Consider the following 18471-nt stretch of genomic DNA (forward strand, 5'->3'; position numbering starts at 1 on the left):
CCGGGAGGGGCGCGGATTGTAGCAATGCGGCCCGCCCCGCTCGGGCATGACTTCCGGGCGCGCGACGGGCGACGGGGGCTTCATGGATAATCGGACGCCTGCCCCCGGGAGCGCCGATGCCGCACGACACGCCACTGATCACCTTGATGGCCCTCGGCCTGGTACTGGCCTTCGTACTGGGCACGCTGGCGCATCGGCTGAAGCTGTCGCCGATCGTGGGCTACCTGGTGGCGGGCATCCTGGTCGGCCCCTTCACCCCCGGCTTCGTCGCCGACATGGACCTGGCGATGGAACTGTCGGAGATCGGCGTGATCCTGCTGATGTTCGGCGTCGGCCTGCATTTTTCCGCCGAGGAACTGCTGGACGTGAAGGCGATCGCCATTCCCGGCGCGATCGCCCAGATCGCGGTGGCTACCGGCCTGGGCTGGCTGCTGGCCTGGGCCATGGGCTGGACCGCGCTGGAAGGCCTGGTGTTCGGACTGGCCCTGTCGGTCGCCAGCACGGTGGTGCTGCTGCGGGCCATGGAAGAGCGGCGTCTGCTGGACACCCGCCGCGGCAAGATCGCCGTCGGCTGGCTGATCGTCGAGGACATCGCCATGGTGGTGGCCCTGGTGCTGCTGCCGGCCCTGGCCGAGGCCCTGGGCGAAGCCGGCGACGGGCCGCGTCCGGCCGCCGGTGACATCGCCGCCTCGCTGGGCTGGACGCTGCTGAAAGTCAGCGCCTTCGTCGCCGTGATGATGGTGTTCGGAAAGCGCGCCATTCCCTGGGTACTGGAGAAGGTGGCGGGCACCGGTTCGCGTGAGCTGTTCACCCTGTCGGTGCTGGCCATCGCCCTGGGCGTGGCTTTCGGGTCGGCCAAGCTGTTCGGCGTGTCCTTTGCCCTGGGCGCCTTCTTCGCCGGCATGCTGCTCAGCGGCGACCTCAGTCATCGCGCCGCCAGCGACTCGCTGCCGCTGCGCGACGCCTTCGCGGTGCTGTTCTTCGTGTCGGTGGGCATGCTGTTCAACCCGGCTGTCGTCGTCGAACACCCCTTCCACGTACTGGCGACGGTGCTGATCATCATCTTCGGCAAATCGGTGGCGGCCTATGCCATCGTTCGCGCGTTCGGCCACCCGGGCTCCACGGCCCTGACCATTTCCGCCAGCCTGGCCCAGATCGGCGAGTTCTCCTTCATCCTGGCCGGGCTGGGCGTGGCCCTGGCGATCCTGCCGCCGGAAGGCCGCGATCTGGTGCTGGCCGGCTCGCTGATCTCGATCTGCGCCAATCCGCTGATCTTCAACCTGCTGGACGGCCTGCAGGCAAGGCGTGAGGCCCGCGAGGCCCAGGCTGCCGCCGCGGGCGAGCCGGTGCCGACGCCGCCCGCGCCGCCCAATCCCGGCCCGCCGATCCCCGGCGAAGGCCATGCGGTGCTGGTGGGCTACGGCCGGGTCGGCGGCGAGATCGCCCGGCTGCTGCGCGAGCGCGAGGTGCCGCTGGTGGTGATAGACGACGATGCCGACCTGGTACAGAGCGCCCGCGACGCCGGCATCCCCGCCATCCGCGGCAATGCCGCCGCGGCGCGCGTGCTTGACGAAGCCATGCCGGCCGGCGCACAGCTGGCGGTGCTGGCGATCCCGCAGGCCCTGGAGGCCGGCGAGGTGGTCGCCCGCCTGCGCGCCGCCAACCCCGGCATGACCATCCTAGCCCGCGCTCACAGCGACGGCGAGGTGAAGCACCTGCTGTCCCGTGGCGCCGACGGTGCCGTGCTGGCAGAAAAGGAACTGGCCCACTCCATGGCCGAGATGGCCCTGTCCGCGCCACCCTTCCGCCGGCCGCGCAAGCCTGCGGGCGACGACGAGACCAAGCCCGGCGCGACGACGTCCGGCTCGGCTTGAAACGGCGACGGGCTCGGCCTGGAAGAACGGCGACGGGGCGCGCCGTGGACGACGCGCCCGCCCCTGCCCGAACGAGGCCGGCTCAGGCAGCCCCGACTCAGGCGACCCTGGCGGCTTCCTTGCCGAAGACCAGGCGGTCGCCCTCGGCCGACACCACCACGGTGTCGCCGGCACCGAACTCGCCGGCCAGGATCTTCTGCGCCAGCGGATTCTCCAGCTGCTGCTGGATCGCCCGCTTCAGCGGCCGGGCGCCGTAGACCGGATCGAAGCCGACCTCGGCCAGCAGGGCCAGGGCGCTTTCCTCGATGCGCAGGCCGATCTGCCGCTCGGCCAGGCGCTTGCCCAAGTAGGCGGTCTGGATGCGGGCGATGGCCTGGATCTGCTCGCGGCCCAGCGGATGGAAGACCACGATCTCGTCCAGCCGATTGATGAACTCCGGGCGGAAGTGCGCCTGCACCACGCCCATCACCGCCGCCTTCATCTGCACGTAGGCGGCCTCGCCCTCGGCCGCCATCTCCTGGATGTGCTGGCTGCCGAGGTTGGAGGTCATCACGATAACCGTATTGCGGAAGTCCACGGTACGGCCCTGGCCATCGGTCAGGCGACCATCGTCCAGCACCTGCAGCAGCACGTTGAACACGTCCGGATGCGCCTTCTCGACCTCGTCCAGCAGCAGCACGCTGTAGGGACGGCGGCGCACGGCCTCGGTGAGGTAGCCACCCTCCTCATAGCCGACGTAGCCCGGAGGTGCGCCGATCAGGCGGGCGACGCTGTGCTTCTCCATGAACTCGCTCATGTCGACGCGGACCATGGCGTCCGGGCTGTCGAACAGGAACTCGGCCAGGGCCTTGCACAGCTCGGTCTTGCCGACACCGGTCGGGCCGAGGAACAGGAAGCTGCCATTGGGGCGGTTCGGGTCGCTCAGGCCGGCGCGGCTGCGGCGGATGGCATCGGACACCGCCTTCACCGCTTCGGCCTGGCCGACCACACGGGCGTGCAGGGCTTCCTCCATGCGCAGCAGCTTTTCGCGCTCGCCCTCGAGCATCTTGCTGACCGGGATGCCGGTCCAGCGCGACACCACCTCGGCGATCTCCTCGGCGGTGACCTTGTCCTGCAGTAGCTGGAAACCGCGGCTCTCGGCCTCCTGGGCCGCTTTCAGCTGCTTTTCGAGCTCGGGGATACGTCCGTACTGGATCTCGCTGGCGCGGGCATAGTCCTGGCGCCGGTGCGCGGCTTCCAGCTCCAGCCGGGCCTGCTCGAGCTGCTCCTTGAGCCGGGTGGCACCGGTCAGCGTGGCCTTTTCGGCCTTCCAGATCTCCTCGAGGTCGTTGTACTCGCGCTCGAGCCTTTCGATCTCGGTCTCGAGGTCAGCCAGGCGCTGCTTCGACTGTTCGTCCTTTTCCTTCTTCAGCGCCTCGCGCTGGATCTTCAGCTGGATCAGCCGGCGCTCCTTGCGGTCCATCTCCTCGGGCTTGGAATCAATTTCCATGCGAATGCGCGAGGCGGCCTCGTCCATCAGGTCGATGGCCTTGTCGGGAAGCTGCCGGTCGGCGATATAGCGGTGGCTGAGCGTGGCCGCGGCGACGATGGCCGGATCGGTGATCTCGACGCCGTGGTGCACGGCGTAACGCTCCTTCAGGCCGCGCAGGATGGCGATGGTGTCCTCGACGCTGGGCTCGCCCACGAACACCTTCTGGAAGCGGCGCTCGAGGGCTGCGTCCTTCTCGACGTACTTGCGGTACTCGTCGAGGGTGGTGGCGCCGATACAGTGCAACTCGCCGCGGGCCAGGGCCGGCTTGAGCATGTTGCCGGCGTCCATGGCGCCCTCGGCCTTGCCGGCGCCTACCATGGTGTGCAGCTCGTCAATGAACAGGATGATCTGGCCTTCGTTCTTCGCCAGGTCGTTGAGCACGCCCTTCAGCCGCTCCTCGAACTCGCCGCGGAACTTGGCGCCGGCGATCAGCGCGCCCATATCCAGGGCCAGCAGGCGCTTGCCCTTGAGCTGCTCGGGCACCTCGCCGTTGACGATGCGCTGGGCCAGGCCCTCGACGATCGCGGTCTTGCCGACGCCGGGTTCGCCGATCAGCACCGGGTTGTTCTTGGTGCGCCGCTGCAGCACCTGGATGGTGCGGCGGATCTCCTCGTCGCGGCCGATCACCGGGTCGAGCTTGCCGGCCTCGGCGCGGGCGGTCAGGTCCACGGTGTACTTCTCCAGGGCCTGGCGCTGGTCCTCGGCGTTCTCGCTCTGCACCTTCTCGCCGCCGCGCACGGCCTCGATGGCGCGCTCGAGCGCCTCCCTGCGCAGGCCGGCGGCCTTCAGGGCCTGGCCGGCCTCGCCCTTGTCATCCAGCGCGGCCAGCAGGAACAGCTCGCTGGCGATGAAAGCATCGCCGCGTTGCTGCGCCAGCTTGTCGGTGAGGTTGAGCAGGCGGATCAGGTCGTTGCCCAGGCTGATATTGCCCTCCTGGCCGCTGACCTTGGGCAGGCGGTCGAGGATTTCGCCCAGGCGCTGGCGCAGCGCCGCGACATTGGCGCCGGCCTGCACCAGCAGTGGCCGGGTGCCGCCGCCGCTCTGGTCCAGCAGGGCGACCAGCAGGTGGGCCGGTTCGATCAGGTTGTGGTCGCGCCCGACCGCCAGCGACTGCGCATCGGCCAGGGCCTGCTGGAAGCGCGAGGTGAGCTTGTCCATCCGCATGGGGCAATTCCTTGGAAAAAGGTGGCGGCGACGCCGCGATGCCCACCACATGGCGCCCCGGGACCCGAGTTTCAAGCGTTTGCTACAACCACCCCGGAACCACCCCGGGGTCAACCACCCCGGGGTCAGATCAAAGGGTCAGATCAAAGGGTCAGATCAAAGGGTCAGATCAAAGGGTCAGATCAAAGGGTCAGATCAAAGGGTCAGATCAAAGGGTCAGAACAAAGGGTCAGAACAAAGGGTCAGAACAAAGGGTCAGAACAAAGGGTCGGATCAGGGGAGGATCCAGGCGACGGTGGCCATCCGGCCGGTGCGCTGGTCGCGGCGGTGGGAGTAGAAGCGGGCGGGGTCGGAGATGGTGCACAGGCCGCCGCCGTGCACGTTCCTTACGCCCAGGGCTGCCAGCCGGCGCCGGGCCAGGCTGAACAGATCCATCCGCCAGTGCCCGGGCCGGGTGGGCGCGAAGGCGGTGGCGGCGCCGGGATCGGGGCCGGTGAAGGCCTCGTAGACCTCCCGACCGACCTCATAGCGCGCCGGTCCCGCCGCCGGGCCCAGCCAGACCCGCAGCCGCGCCGGCGGCGTGGCCATGGCCGCCACCGTCGCTTCCAGCACACCCGCCGCCAGGCCGCGCCAGCCGGCATGGGCGGCGGCGAGCTCGCCGCCATCGGCAGCGGCAAACACCACCGGCAGGCAATCGGCGGTCAGGATGGCCAGCACCGTACCGCGCCGGCGGGTGACAGCAGCGTCGGCCTCCGGCAGTTCCGCCGCAGGCGCAGGCCTGCCGGCGGCATCCGCCCCGCGGTCCGCAGTCTCCGCGGCATCCGCCGCCTTGCCGGCCACTTCGGCATCCATCACGAACACGCCCACGCCATGCACCTGCCGCAGCCACACCGGCTCCGAGGGCAGGCCGAGCATTGCCGCCAGCCGCGCCCGGTTCTCCCGCACCGCCTGCGGCTCGTCGCCACTGTTCATGCCCAGATTGAGCCGGTCGTAGGGCGGCGCGGAAACGCCATCGCCATCGCGCAGGCTGATGCCGGCCCGGACCCCGGGCGGCGCCGGCCAGTCGGCTTCCAGCCAGCCCCGGGCAACCACGATTCAGCCCTTGAAGGCCGCGGTGTCGGCGCGCAAGGCCCGTACCAGCGCCTGCATGTCGGCCGGCATCGGCGTCTCGAAGGCCAGGGTCTCACCGCTGGCCGGATGCCGGAAGGCCAGCTTCTCCGCATGCAGGGCCTGGCGGCGGAAACCGCGAAGCTGGGCCGCCAGTTCCTCGGTGGCGGCCTTGGGTAGCCGGAACGCGCCGCCGTAAAGCGGGTCGCCCACCAGCGGATGCCGGGCATGGGCCATGTGCACGCGGATCTGGTGGGTGCGGCCGGTTTCCAGCCGGCACTCCACCAGGGTGTGGGCACGGAACTTCTCGCGCACACGGTAATGGGTGACCGCCTCGCGGCCGCCCTCGCGCAGCACCGCCATGCGGATCCGGTCGGTGGGGTGACGGCCGATCGGGGCGTCCACGGTCGAGCCGGCCACCATGCTGCCCTGGACCACCGCCAGATACTGCCGGTGCACCTCACGGCCGGAAAGCTGCTCCACCAACGAGGCGTGGGCACGCAGGCTGCGCGCCACCACCATCAGGCCGGAAGTGTCCTTGTCCAGCCGGTGCACGACGCCGGCCCGCGGCAACTCGGCCAGGCGCGGATCGTGGTGCAGCAGCGCGTTGACCAGGGTGCCGCGGGGATTGCCCGCACCCGGGTGCACCACCAGGCCGGCCGGCTTGTCCAGGACGATCACGTCTTCGTCCTGGTACTGCACCGCCAAGGGAAGTGCCTCCGGCTCGGCGTCCGTTTCCACCGACAGGCGCACTGCCAGGGTGATGGGTTCGCCGCCTCGCACCGGCTCCTTCGGTTTGACCCTGCGACCGTCCAGCAGGGCGTCGCCGGACTTGATCCATTCAGCCAGGCGGGATCGGGAAAAGTCGGGAAACAGCTCGGCCAGCACCTGGTCGAAGCGCCGGCCGGCCGATTCCGGCGGGATGCTGGCCTCCAGCAGCTCGCGTTCGGCGTCCTCGGCGTCGGTGTCCTGAGTCATGGTACGGGCCCCGGAGAAGTTCCGGTATTATCCCCGAACTCCCGACCCCAGCGCCGGCCGATCCCTGATGACCCGTATCCAGCAAGCGACCCGCTTCGCCCTCATCCTCCTGCTCGTTGCCGGCCTGGCCGGCTGCAAGACCATCAGCGGCTGGTTCGGCGGCGACAAGGAAGACCCCACCGAAACCCTGCCGGTGGAGCAGATGTACGCCGAGGCGCACGCGTCCATGAGCGGGGGCAACTTCAACCGCGCTGCCCAGTACTACCAGCGCCTGGTCGCCCGGTTCCCCTATGGCCCCTACACCGAGCAGGCGCAGCTGGAGCTGGCGTATTCGCAGTACAAGCTGAACCGCCCCGAGGAGGCGACGGCCACCATCGATCGCTTCATCCGCACCTACCCGACCCACCGCCACATCGACTACGCCTACTACCTGAAGGCGCTGGTCAACTTCGAGCGCGGCTCGGGCATGCTCTTGCGCATGGCCCGCCAGGACCTGGCCTCGCGCGACCTCGGCGCCACCCAGCAGAGCCTGAACGACTTCGCCGAGGTGGTTCGCCGCTACCCGAACAGCCGTTACGCCCCGGACGCCCGCCAGCGCATGATCTTCCTGCGCAACCGCCTGGCGCGGTACGAACTCAAGGTCGGCCTGTACTACCTGCGCCGCGGCGCCTGGCTGGCCGCGGCCAACCGCGGCAAATACATACTGCAGCAGTACCCGCAGAGCGAACACGAGGGCGACGCCCTGGCCCTGATGGCCGAGGCCTATACCCGACTGGGCCAGGGGCCCCTGGCCGACGACGCCCGCCAGGTGCTGCAGCTGAATTACCCCGAGCATCCCTACCTGGCCGGCAACTGGCCCGAGGGGCGCGGATTGCTCGGCAAGCTCAACCCCTTCGGCAGCAAGTGACCGAAAGCATGCCGGCGCGCCGGCGCCGGCTCAGGCCGGGTCGCGCCAGCCCGAGCTGATCGGATAACGCCGCTCGCGGCCGAAGGCCCGGCGCGAAAGCTTGGGCCCGGGCGCCGACTGCCGGCGCTTCCACTCGTTCGCCCGCAGCAACTGCAACACGCGAGCGACCGTGGCCGGGTCGTAACCCTCGGCGACGATTTCGGCCGGCGACAACTCCCGGTCCACGTAACGCACCAGGATGCCGTCCAGCACCTCGTAGGGCGGCAGCGAGTCCTGATCGGTCTGGTTCTCGCGCAGCTCGGCCGAGGGCGGCCGGGCGATGACCTGCGCGGGGATCGCCGGCGATTGCCGATTGCGCCAGCGGCACAGGGCGAACACCTCGGTCTTGTACAGGTCCTTGATCGGGGCGAAGCCGCCGCACATGTCGCCATAAATGGTGGCGTAGCCGACCGCGTACTCGCTCTTGTTGCCGGTGGTCAGCAGCAGACCGCCGAACTTGTTGGCCAGGGCCATCAGCAAGGCGCCGCGGCAGCGCGACTGCAGGTTTTCCTCGGCCACCCCGGCCGGCAATCCTTCGAACAGCGGCGCCAGCGCCTGCAGGAAGCCGGTGAACGGCGCCTCGATGGCCAGGGTCTCCAGGCGCACGCCGAGCATGCGCGCCTGCTCCTCGGCCAGGTCGTTGCTCAGGCCACTGGTGTAACGCGAGGGCAGCCGCACCGCCGTGACGTTGCCCGGGCCCAGGGCGTCCACCGCCAGGGCCAGGACCAGGGCGGAGTCAACGCCGCCGGACAGGCCCAGCCAGACGTTGCGGAAGCCGTTCTTGCCGCAGTAGTCGCGGATCGCCCGTACGATCGCCCGCCAGGCCAGGGACTCCCGCGATTCGTCCTGCTCTTCCGGCCACAACACGCGGGTGAACCGTCGGCTGTCGGCGTCGTAGTCGGCCACCAGCCAGTGGTCGCGGAAAGCGCAGGCGGCCGGGTGGACACCGCCGTCGCCGTCGGCCAGCACCGACGTGCCGTCGAACACCAGCTCGTCCTGGCCGCCGACCAGGTTCAGGTAGGCCAGGGCCAGTCCGGTCTCGTGCACGCGTTGTGCCAGCAGGGCGTCGCGCTGGGCGGTCTTGTCGCTTTCGTAGGGCGAGGCATTGGGCACCAGCACCAGCTCGGCGCCGGCTGCCGCGGTATCGGCCAGAGGTTCGGCGAACCACAGGTCCTCGCAGACCACCAGACCGACCTGCACGCCCCTGTGTTCGAACACCAGCGGGCCGCCGTCCGGATCGACGGCGAAGTAGCGGCGCTCGTCGAACACGGCATAGTTGGGCAACTCGCGCTTGCGGTAGGTGGCCTCGACGCGGCCGTCGCGCAGCAGGCTGGCGGCGTTGTAGACCACCGGCCCGGCCGCCTCGGGCCAGCCCACGATCGCGGCGATGCCGGTGCAGGCCCCGGCCAGGTCGTGCAGTGCCTTCTCGCAGGCGGCCAGGAAGGCCGGGCGATGCACCAGGTCCTCGGGCGGGTAACCGCTCAGCGCCAGCTCCGGGAACAGCACCAGGTCGGCCTTGTGCAGGTCTCTCGCCTCGGCCACCAGGGCGGCGATGCGGCGGGCATTGCCGGTGACGTCGCCAACCGGGAAGTCGAACTGGGCGAGGGCGAGGCGGAGTTGGCGGGGCATCTCGGGGCTCCGGAAAGCGAAGGGCCGCCCGCGGCGGCCCTTCCGTCCACGACGTCGCGAGTCTATTACCGCTTCAGCCGCGCCGCGATGGCGGCGCCCAGATCGCCCGGCGACTTCACCGTGGCGACGCCGGCCTTCTCCAGCGCGGCGAACTTGCCGGCCGCCGTGCCCTTGCCGCCCGAGGCGATCGCGCCGGCATGGCCCATGCGCTTGCCAGGAGGCGCCGAGGCGCCGGCGATGAAACCGACCACCGGCTTGGTGACGTTGGCGGCGATGAACTCGGCCGCCTCTTCCTCGGCGGTACCGCCGATCTCGCCGACCATGATGATGCCCTCGGTCTGCGGATCGTCCTGGAACAGCTGCAGGGCGTCGATGAAGTTCATGCCCTGGATCGGGTCGCCGCCGATACCGATGCAGGTGCTCTGGCCCAGGCCGGCGTCGGTGGTCTGCTTGACCGCCTCGTAGGTCAGGGTGCCCGAGCGGGAGACGATGCCGACCTTGCCGGGCTTGTGGATGTGGCCCGGCATGATGCCGATCTTGCACTCGCCCGGGGTGATGATGCCGGGGCAGTTGGGGCCGATCAGCACTACGTCGTCGTAGCCGCGCAGGGTGTTCTTGACCCGCAGCATGTCCAGCACCGGGATGCCCTCGGTAATGGCGACGATGACCCGGATGCCGGCGTCGGCGGCCTCCAGGATGGCATCGGCCGCGAACGCCGGCGGCACGTAGATGACCGAGGCGTCGGCGCCGGTCTCCTCGACCGCGTCGCGCACCGTGTTGAAAACCGGCAGGCCAAGATGCTCGCTGCCGCCCTTGCCCGGGGTGACGCCGCCCACGACCTTGGTGCCGTAGTCGAGCATCTGCTCGGCGTGAAAGGTGCCCTGCTGGCCGGTGAAACCCTGGACGATGACGCGGGTCTTGCTGTTGACGAGAACGCTCATGGATTTTCCTCAGGCGGCGGCCGCGACGGCCTTCCTGGCGCCGTCGTTGATGTCGTCGGCGGGGGTGATGGCCAGGCCGGAGTTCTTGAGGATCTCCTTGCCCTTCTCGACGTTGGTGCCTTCCAGGCGCACCACCACCGGCACCTTGACGTCCACTTCCTTGACCGCGGCGATGATGCCTTCGGCGATCATGTCGCAACGGACGATGCCGCCGAAGATGTTGACGAAGATGGCCTTCACGTCCGGGTCGCGCAGGATCAGCTTGAAGGCCTCGGTGACGCGCTCCTTGTTGGCGCCGCCGCCCACGTCCAGGAAGTTGGCCGGCGCGCCGCCGTTGAGCTTGATCACGTCCATGGTGGCCATGGCCAGGCCGGCACCGTTGACCATGCAGCCGATATTGCCGTCCATGGTGACGTAGTTGAGGTCGTGCTGGCTGGCCAGCACCTCGGTCTCGTCTTCCTGGCGGATGTCGCGCATGGCGGTCAGCTCCGGGTGCCGGAAGCTGGCGTTGTCGTCGGAGTTGATCTTGCCGTCGAGCACGGCCAGGTCGCCGTTGTCGAGGATGGCCAGCGGGTTGAGCTCGACCAGCGACAGATCCTTCTCGTTGAACAGCCGGTACAGGCCCAGCATGATCCTGGTCAGCTGGTTCACCTGCTTGGCGTTCAGGCCAAGGGCGAAGCCCAGCTCGCGGCACTGGTAGGGCTGCAGGCCCTGCACGTAGTTCACGTGCACGGTCTTGATCGCATCGGGATTGGTCTCGGCCACCTTCTCGATCTCGACGCCGCCCTCGGCGGAGGCGATGAAGGTGACGGCCTTGGCTGAGCGGTCCACCAGCACCGACAGGTACAGCTCCTTGGCGATGTCGGTGGCCTGGGTCACCAGCACCGAATCCACCGGCAGCTCGACGCCGGCGGTCTGGTAGGTGGCCATGCGGGTGCCGAGCATGCCCTTGGCGTATTCACGCACCTGGTCGAGGGTCTTGGCCAGCTTGACGCCGCCGGCCTTGCCGCGGCCGCCGGCATGGATCTGCGCCTTGACCACCCAGAAATCGCCGCCGATGGCCTTGGCCGCGTCCACGGCCTCCTCGGGTGTGCGGGCGACGCGGCCGGCCGGCACGGCGATGCCGTACTCGGCGAACAGCTGCTTGGCCTGATATTCGTGGAAGTTCATGCAACCACCTGCTGTTGGGACTCGGGGCCGGAGCGGGCTCCGGAAAGGGCGCGTATTTTCGCCGCTCGCCCCGGCAAAGGCAAAAAAGCCCCCGGGGCCGGTGGCATACTGCCGGCCATGGCCGCCCCCCGCCCCGCCCCCGCGCCGAACGTGCCGCCGCAGCGGCGGGAGCTGTATTTCTTCACCCTGTACCGGGTGCTGGAAGCGGCGCTGCTGGCCCTGGTGGCGTTCTCGCCCATGGGCGAATACCTGCTGCAGATCAGCGAGCCGACGCTGCTGCGCTCGGTGGTGGTGCTGTACATGGTGATGGCCATCGCTCTGCTGGTGGCCAGCTACCGCAGCCAGCTCAGCCCCGCCCAGCAGGCGGCCATCGGCCTGGGCACCGACCTGGTGGTGGCCGCCCTGGTGCTGGCGGCCACCAGCGGCAGCCAGGGCGGCATTGCCCTGCTGCTGCTGTTCAATGTCGGCGCCGGCGCGCTGATCCTGCCGCAGCGGGCCGGACTGGGTTTCGCCTCGGCGGCGGCCCTGGTGGTGCTGGCCGACAGCCTGTACGTGCGTGCCATGGATCCGTTCAACGCCAGGCCCATCGCCGAATCGGTGATGTTCTCGGTGACCTACCTGGCGACCGCCGTGCTGTGCGAGCTGCTCAGCCGGCAAATGCGCGAATCCCAGGCGCTGGCCGAGCGACGCGGGGAGGAGCTGGCCAATCAGGCCGAGATCAACGAACTGGTGATCCGGCGCATGCGCACCGGTATCCTGGTGGTGGACGGCAACCACCAAGTGAAGATCTGCAACGAGGCGGCCTGGGCGCTGCTGGGCAAGCCCTCGCCCGAGCGCAAGCAGCTGGCCGACGTCGCACCGGAGTTGCACAAGGCCCTGGCCCGCTGGCGCGGTGGTCGCGGCGAAATCCCCAAGGCCATGACCCTGGCCGAAGGCGCCCCGGAGGTGTTGCCACGTTTCGTCGCCCTGGGCCTGAGCGACAACCTGTACCTGATCTTCCTCGAAGACAGCCGGGTCTTCTCCGGCCGGGCCGAGGAGCTGACCCTGGCCACCCTGGGCCGCCTCTCGGCCAGTATCGCCCACGAGATCCGCAACCCGCTGGCGGCGATCAACTACTCGGTGCAACTGCTGGAGGAATCGGAAAACCTGCCCGAGGCCGACCGCCGCCTGCTGGAAATCATCCACACCCAGTGCCAGCGCATGAACGGCATCGTCCAGGACATCCTGGGCCTGGCCCGGCGCGAGCGCTCGCAGCCGGAAACCCTGGACCTGGCGCAGTTCGTCCGCCGCTTCGTGGACGAATACCGCGCCAGCCATCCGCTGGAGCGCGACATCCTGCAGGCCGTGGCCGAGCGCCCGACCCTGGCCATGGCCGACCCGCGGCACCTGCACCAGGTGGTGACCATCCTGGTGACCAACGCCCTGACCTACGGCCGCCTGCCCGACGAACCGGCCCGGGTGACCGTGGCGGTACGCTCCGGCCCGCCCGGGGCCCCGCCCGAACTGAACGTCATAGACCGTGGCCCGGGCATTCCCGCCGCCGTGGCCGAGCAGATCTTCACGCCTTTCTACACCACCTCCGAACACGGCACCGGCCTGGGCCTGTACATCGCCCGGCAACTGTGCGAGGCCAATCAGTGCTCGCTGACCTACCAGCCGGTGCCGGGCGGCGGCAGTTGCTTCCGGATCGTGCTGCCCCCTGGCATGAACCTGGTGCAGAACCAGGAGGCCGGCAGCCCGGGAGGGCGGCTCAATCTGGCCTGAGACGTGCCGCCTGGGCTAAGGTATCGGCATCTCCCGCCCCCCGGACCGCATGAGCACCCCCCGCAGCGCCCTCATCGTCGACGACGAACGCGACATCCGGGAACTGCTGGTCCTGACCCTGGGCCGCATGGGCCTGCGCGTGGACACCGCCGCCGACCTCAGTTCGGCAAAGGCGCAGCTGGCCCAGGACAAGTACGACCTGTGCCTGACCGACATGCGCCTGCCCGACGGTTCCGGCCAGGAGCTGATCGAACTGATCGCGCAGCGCTATCCCGAACTGCCGGTGGCCATGATCACCGCCTACGGCAACGTGGAAGCGGCCGTGAACGCGCTCAAGGCCGGTGCCTTCGACTTCGTCACCAAGCCGGTGGACCTGGCCGTGCTGCGCCGCTTGGTGCAGCACGCCCTGGAATTGAACCAGCAGCGCAGGACGGCCGGCCCGGCCAGCGCCAAACTGCTGGGCGACTCCCCGCGCATGCAGCAGCTGCGCCAGACCATCGGCCGGGTCGCCCGCAGCCAGGCGCCGGTGTACATCAGCGGCGAATCCGGCGTGGGCAAGGAACTGGTGGCCCGGCTGATTCACGAGCAGGGCTCGCGCGCCGGCGGCCCCTTCGTGCCGGTGAATTGCGGCGCCATCCCTTCCGAGCTGATGGAGAGCGAACTGTTCGGCCACCGCAAGGGCAGCTTCACCGGCGCGCATGCCGACAAGGACGGCCTGTTCCAGGTGGCCCAGGGCGGCACCCTGTTCCTGGACGAGGTGGCCGAGCTGCCCCTGCACATGCAGGTGAAACTGCTGCGGGTGATACAGGAAAAGACCGTGCGGCCGATCGGCGCGCCCTCCGAGCAGCCGGTGGACGTGCGCATCCTCTCGGCCACGCACAAGAACCTGGCCAGGCTGGTGGAGGAAGGCAAGTTCCGCCAGGACCTGTACTACCGCATCAATGTGATCGAACTGGCGGTGCCGCCGCTGCGCCAGCGCCGCGAAGACATCCCCTTGATCGCCCAGGCCATCCTCAAGCGCCTGGCCGGCGACGGCACGCCGGCGCAGCTGAGCGAGGAAGCCGAGGCCGCCCTGCTGGCCTATCCCTTCCCGGGCAACGTGCGCGAGCTGGAGAACATCCTCGAACGCGCCGTCGCCCTCTGCGACAACGCCACCATCGAAGCGGTGGACCTGTACCTGCCGCAGGTGGACCAGCTGATCGGCCAGGAAGCCGACGCGCCCCTGCGCCCCCTGCAGCCGCCGCCGGCCGCCGGCCTGCCCACCGGCCCCGACGGCGCCCCGCTGCCCGAGGTGATGGAGCAGATGGAACGGGAAACCATCCAGCGCGCCCTCGAGGCCAACCGCTACAACAAGACCAAAACCGCCGCCCAGCTCGGCATCACCTTCCGGGCGCTGCGGTACAAGCTCAAGAAGCTGGGGATCGAGTGAATGGGGGGCGGCTCAGCCGCCCTGTCCCTGCTGCCGCTTCTGCCGCTGCACGTCGATCCAGGCCAGGAGGTAGGCGCGGACGAAGCCGTAATGGGAAACTGAGGGTACTGAGCCGCCATACTCCCTTTCAATCGCTTCTGCACGGTCCAGGTCTCCTCGAGCGATGGCGCCGAGGATCGAGATCACCAACATCTGCTCCCTGGCTGCCGGTGGACGCCTCGGGCCAAGTTCCTTCAGGGCAGCAAGCCCAGCCTGCTCCATTCTGGCCCCGTCCCTAGAGGCAGTTGCTGCATAAGCTTCCAGTACTGCCGCTAGATCTTCTCTGCCTGAGGAACTGGCCATGATCCACTTCGGCTCCAACCATGCGGCGACATGGTCTTCCGGGGGCAGGAATCTGAGCGAATAATCGGAAGCTACGACCGCAGCAGTAAGCCAGCGGTCGAAGTCGCTGTCGCTCAGCTGCGCCTTGGCCGAAAGCTCCAGCAACAGCGCTACTTGTTGCCCCACCTGGGGCTCCAGCGCATACAGGTGCTCTGTCGACTCGCCGCGTAGTGCCCCGACCACCGCATTCGCGATCCAGTATTCGTTGGCCCCAGCCCGGTCGCTACCCGGCGTGACCCGATCGGAAGCATGAGCCGGCCGGATGGCCGAGGTAAACTCCAGGACCGGCAACCCAGCGTACGAAAGCGTCCGTAGACTTTGTACCGACTGGCCCATGAAACGTGCCTTGGGTGCCTGAAGCGCCACTGTCGGATAAAAGTCGGAGTGAGCCACTGCGCCGTAGAGCGCATTGATGGCCAAAAGAGCGTCCCTGTTACCGACCTGCCGGACGATGAAGTCGCCCCGGTTACCCAGGCCCAGGCGACTGAGCTCGTCCTTCAGCGGCTCGTACGAAGTCAACCGATCAACGTCTAGCTCGCCCAATGGCTGCTCCGATGCCACGAAAAGCATGTCCGCTCCATTGGTCGTGTAGGCTTGGACGTGAGGAAACTCGGACAGTAATGCCGCCAGCATCGTCGTCAACAATTCATCATCGAGCTCGTACAGCTGCATCCACTGGACCAGCATGCCGCCTTGCTTGAGGTGACCTCGCAGGAACCCATAGAACTCTTTGGTGAACAGACTGGATACGCCGCTGACCCAAGGGTTCGACGGCTCTGAAATAATGACGTCGTAGCGCCTACGGCCGGTAGAAAAGTAGGTGCGTGCATCGTCTATATGCATCACCGACCGTGGATCACGGTAAGCACGCCCCACGCGCGTACCGAAATTCGCTGCGCCGTCGATCATTGCCTTTTCGATCTCAATGGAATCAACGCGCTTAGGGAGCTCACTTCCCAGCAGGATGTGGGTGGTCATCCCTGATCCCCAGCCGATGTTGGCTATCTCATCTGGCCTTGGGTGCAGCGCAAGCGGCAGTGCAGCTGCCATCGCCATTGTGATCTCGTCGTCTGTTGGATCCCCGCCATACAGCATCTGGATGGATGCATCCGGCTTACCGTTGGTGGAAATGATCCCTATGGTTGACCTCGCGACAAAGGCCACCGTTGCAGTCTTCCCGTCGCGCAGGAAATGCACTTCGGAACCCTCCGCGAGCGTGGCGTTGCCATGGCGGAAAACGCCCGAAGCGAGGCTTCGCGGGTCGACACCACCCAAGTACAGGCTAAGAATCACGACTAGCGCACTACTGGCGCCAAGCGTCAGGATACGACCCGAAGCCGTGGTACGGACCACGGTCATGAGGAGCCACATACCGAGGGCGATGTCCACCAGCGCCGCCAGCGTCACCGCCAGCCGAAGCCCCATCGCCGGAATCAGCACGTGCACCGCCAAGAACACGCCCAGGATGGCGCCCAGCGTGTTGGCGGCGTAGATGCGGCCGATGCTGGCCTCGCCGGCGCCCTTGCGCAGCAGCGCCATGGTGAACAACGGCAGCGTCATGCCGGCGAAGAAAGCGGCCGGGAACATCACCGCCAGTGCGATACCGCCGCTGCCCAGGCTGAACAGCGTGTAGCCCGCCTCGGTCTTGGGCAGGTTGTTCACCAGCAGGCCTACCCAGTGGAAGCTCTGGGCGAAGACCGGTATGGACAGCAGGGCCATCAGTCCCTTGAGTACTTGGGCATGACCGGCATAACTGGCCGGGTCCCGTACCCGCTGGCTGCGCCGTCGCACCCACAGGCCGCCGAAGGCCAGGCCCAGGATGAAGGCTGCCAGCATCAGCTCGAAGGAGTGCACCGTGGTGCCGAGCGCTTGGTTGAGCATGCGCACCCAACCGATCTCGTACACGAAGGAGGTGGCCCCGGTAAGCAGGGCCGCCAGCAGCATCATCCGGTAGAAGCCGGCCCGGTTTCCGGCAGCGTCGGCCTGTCCCGCCGCGGTCGGCGCCGGCGCGGCGGCGGTCGGCCCCGGCGGCTGGGCATCGGCCCGACGCGATACGGCCCAGGCCAGCAGGCCCACCGCCAGGTTGACCACTCCAGCCGTGGCCACTGCCCCCGGCATGCCCACCCAGGGCAGCAGCACGAAGGTGGCGAACAGGGCGCCGAAGGCCGCGCCCAGGCTGTTGGTGAAGTACAGGCCACCCAGGATCTCGCCGTCGGCCATGGGCGCCACTCGCAGGTAGCCGCCGCTCATGAGCGGGAAGGTCATGCCCAGCAGGATGGACTGGGGTGCGATCAGCAGGGCGGCGCTGCCCCACTGCCAGGCCCTGACGGCCGCCACCGAATCCAGGGCCGGGTAGACCACTTCCTGGGAAAGATCGGTATAGGCCAGGAACAGCGGGTGGAAGACCAACCCCGCCAGGCCGATCAGGACTTCGACCACCGCGTAGGCGAAGATCAGCCGCCGCCAGCGGGCGCCGCGCCGGGACACCAGCCAGGCGCCCAAGGCCATGCCTCCCATGAAGATGGCCAGCACCAGGGTCTGGGCATAGGCGGCGTGACCCAGGCTCAGCCCCAGGTAGTGGGACCAGATGGCCTGGTAAATGAGGCCGGCAAAGCCGGACGCCACGAACAACGCGAGCAAGGCCCGCTCCAGCCCCAACTGCCGTCCCGTCATGCGCCGCTCCCCTGATCGCTGGTGGTTCCGGGCTGTGGAGCATAGCCGACCAAGGTGCAATGGCGAAAAATCAGACCATTGGTCACAAAGTGACGCTTTTCGTCACTTTGTGACCTGCCTCACAGAACGAGCGTGACCTGTCCCCCTTCCATCTGGCCTTGCGTTCCTACATGTGCCTATAGTCGGCGCGTGCCATGCCCTTCCGGGAATGGCACGTAAGTTGCACCACCCAGAAAGCCCATGCCGCACGGGGGGCCGACCAGGGACTGGAAAGACCCGGTCCGGCAGGGGCGATCAACAATCCACCTAGGGGATTTACCCATGAAGAACATCCAGAAAGGCTTCACCCTGATCGAGCTGATGATCGTGGTCGCGATCATCGCCATCCTGGCGGCCATCGCGCTGCCGGCCTACCAGGACTACATCGCCCGTTCGCAGGTCGCTGCCGGTCTTTCCGACATCCGTGGCGGCGTCACCGCGTTCGAGGAGAAGATCAACCGCGGTTCGACCACCTTCAACACCACGGACTCCATCGGCCTGCGCGGCTCGACCGCTCGCTGCTCGACCATCGCGGTCGCCGGCAGCGCCACGGGCACGATCAAGTGCACGCTGACGGGCAACCCGCGCGTGGTGGGCAAGGTTGTCACCCTGACCCGCACCAACTCCGGTGCCTACAACTGCACCATCCCGGGCCTGGACCCGAAGTACCTGCCGACCGGTTGCCAGTAATGCCCAGCGGCGCTGGAGGCTGGAGGCGGCCCCCAGCGCAGCGAGAACTCCGGGGCGGGGTCCAACCCGCCCCGTTTTCTCTGTTGGTGTGGTGTCAGCTGCCGGTCCGGAACCGTTGGCACGCTTTGTGCGTGGGGCTTACCGACAGTTTGGGC

At 68.3% G+C, this 18471-nt stretch carries 12 protein-coding genes; 5 read left to right on the plus strand and 7 right to left on the minus strand.

The features are described from left to right. Positions 1–116 precede the first annotated feature (116 nt). Positions 117–1874, plus strand: coding sequence for a YbaL family putative K(+) efflux transporter (gene ybaL / locus F0415_RS06580; RefSeq protein ID WP_149860409.1), 1758 nt, complete (start codon positions 117–119; stop codon positions 1872–1874). Positions 1875–1971: 97 nt separating this feature from the next. Here ybaL and clpB read toward each other — a convergent pair whose 3' ends face one another. From clpB to rluD, 3 genes are all read right to left on the minus strand, one after another. Next, on the minus strand, positions 1972–4569 hold the full coding sequence (gene clpB, locus F0415_RS06585; RefSeq protein ID WP_149860410.1) for an ATP-dependent chaperone ClpB: 2598 nt from the start codon (positions 4567–4569) through the stop codon (positions 1972–1974). Between the two features lie 273 nt (positions 4570–4842). Then, on the minus strand, positions 4843–5661 hold the full coding sequence (gene pgeF / locus F0415_RS06590) for a peptidoglycan editing factor PgeF (RefSeq protein ID WP_425457831.1): 819 nt from the start codon (positions 5659–5661) through the stop codon (positions 4843–4845). A 3-nt stretch (positions 5662–5664) separates the two neighbouring features. After that, complete coding sequence (rluD, locus tag F0415_RS06595; protein WP_149860412.1) at positions 5665–6654, minus strand: 23S rRNA pseudouridine(1911/1915/1917) synthase RluD; 990 nt, start codon at positions 6652–6654, stop codon at positions 5665–5667. Positions 6655–6721: 67 nt separating this feature from the next. On the opposite strand from rluD, the gene F0415_RS06600 reads away from it, so the two are divergent. Beyond that, on the plus strand, positions 6722–7561 hold the full coding sequence (locus tag F0415_RS06600) for an outer membrane protein assembly factor BamD (RefSeq protein WP_149860413.1): 840 nt from the start codon (positions 6722–6724) through the stop codon (positions 7559–7561). Positions 7562–7591: 30 nt separating this feature from the next. Here the strand turns inward: F0415_RS06600 and F0415_RS06605 are convergent, their stop codons facing one another. The 3 genes from F0415_RS06605 to sucC form a co-directional block, all read right to left on the minus strand. Beyond that, positions 7592–9229, minus strand: coding sequence for an NAD+ synthase (locus F0415_RS06605; RefSeq protein WP_149860414.1), 1638 nt, complete (start codon positions 9227–9229; stop codon positions 7592–7594). A 65-nt stretch (positions 9230–9294) separates the two neighbouring features. Continuing rightward, entirely contained in the window at positions 9295–10170 is an 876-nt protein-coding gene (gene sucD / locus F0415_RS06610; RefSeq protein WP_149860415.1) for a succinate--CoA ligase subunit alpha, read from the minus strand. Between the two features lie 9 nt (positions 10171–10179). Next, positions 10180–11340 carry an ADP-forming succinate--CoA ligase subunit beta gene (gene sucC, locus F0415_RS06615; RefSeq protein ID WP_149860416.1) on the minus strand — a complete coding sequence of 387 codons (1161 nt, stop codon included), beginning with the start codon at positions 11338–11340 and terminating at the stop codon, positions 10180–10182. 117 nt (positions 11341–11457) lie between these two features. Between sucC and F0415_RS06620 the strand changes: the two genes are divergently transcribed. Together F0415_RS06620 and F0415_RS06625 are read left to right on the plus strand one after the other, a co-directional pair. Next, a complete protein-coding gene (locus F0415_RS06620) occupies positions 11458–13104 on the plus strand; it encodes a sensor histidine kinase (protein ID WP_149860417.1) in 1647 nt (548 codons plus the stop codon). A gap of 49 nt (positions 13105–13153) precedes the next feature. Further along, positions 13154–14533: a sigma-54-dependent transcriptional regulator gene (locus F0415_RS06625; protein ID WP_149860418.1), complete on the plus strand. Its 1380-nt coding sequence runs from the start codon at positions 13154–13156 to the stop codon at positions 14531–14533. Positions 14534–14545: 12 nt separating this feature from the next. On the opposite strand, the gene F0415_RS06630 is transcribed toward F0415_RS06625, so the two are convergent. Continuing rightward, complete coding sequence (locus F0415_RS06630; RefSeq protein ID WP_149860419.1) at positions 14546–17587, minus strand: spermine/spermidine synthase domain-containing protein; 3042 nt, start codon at positions 17585–17587, stop codon at positions 14546–14548. Positions 17588–17908: 321 nt separating this feature from the next. On the opposite strand from F0415_RS06630, the gene F0415_RS06635 reads away from it, so the two are divergent. After that, positions 17909–18316, plus strand: a complete 408-nt coding sequence (locus tag F0415_RS06635) for a pilin (protein ID WP_149860420.1) — start codon at positions 17909–17911, stop codon at positions 18314–18316. Positions 18317–18471 lie beyond the last annotated feature (155 nt).

It is taken from the genome of Arenimonas fontis (assembly GCF_008386465.1).
GTDB classification, from domain to species: domain Bacteria; phylum Pseudomonadota; class Gammaproteobacteria; order Xanthomonadales; family Xanthomonadaceae; genus Arenimonas; species Arenimonas fontis.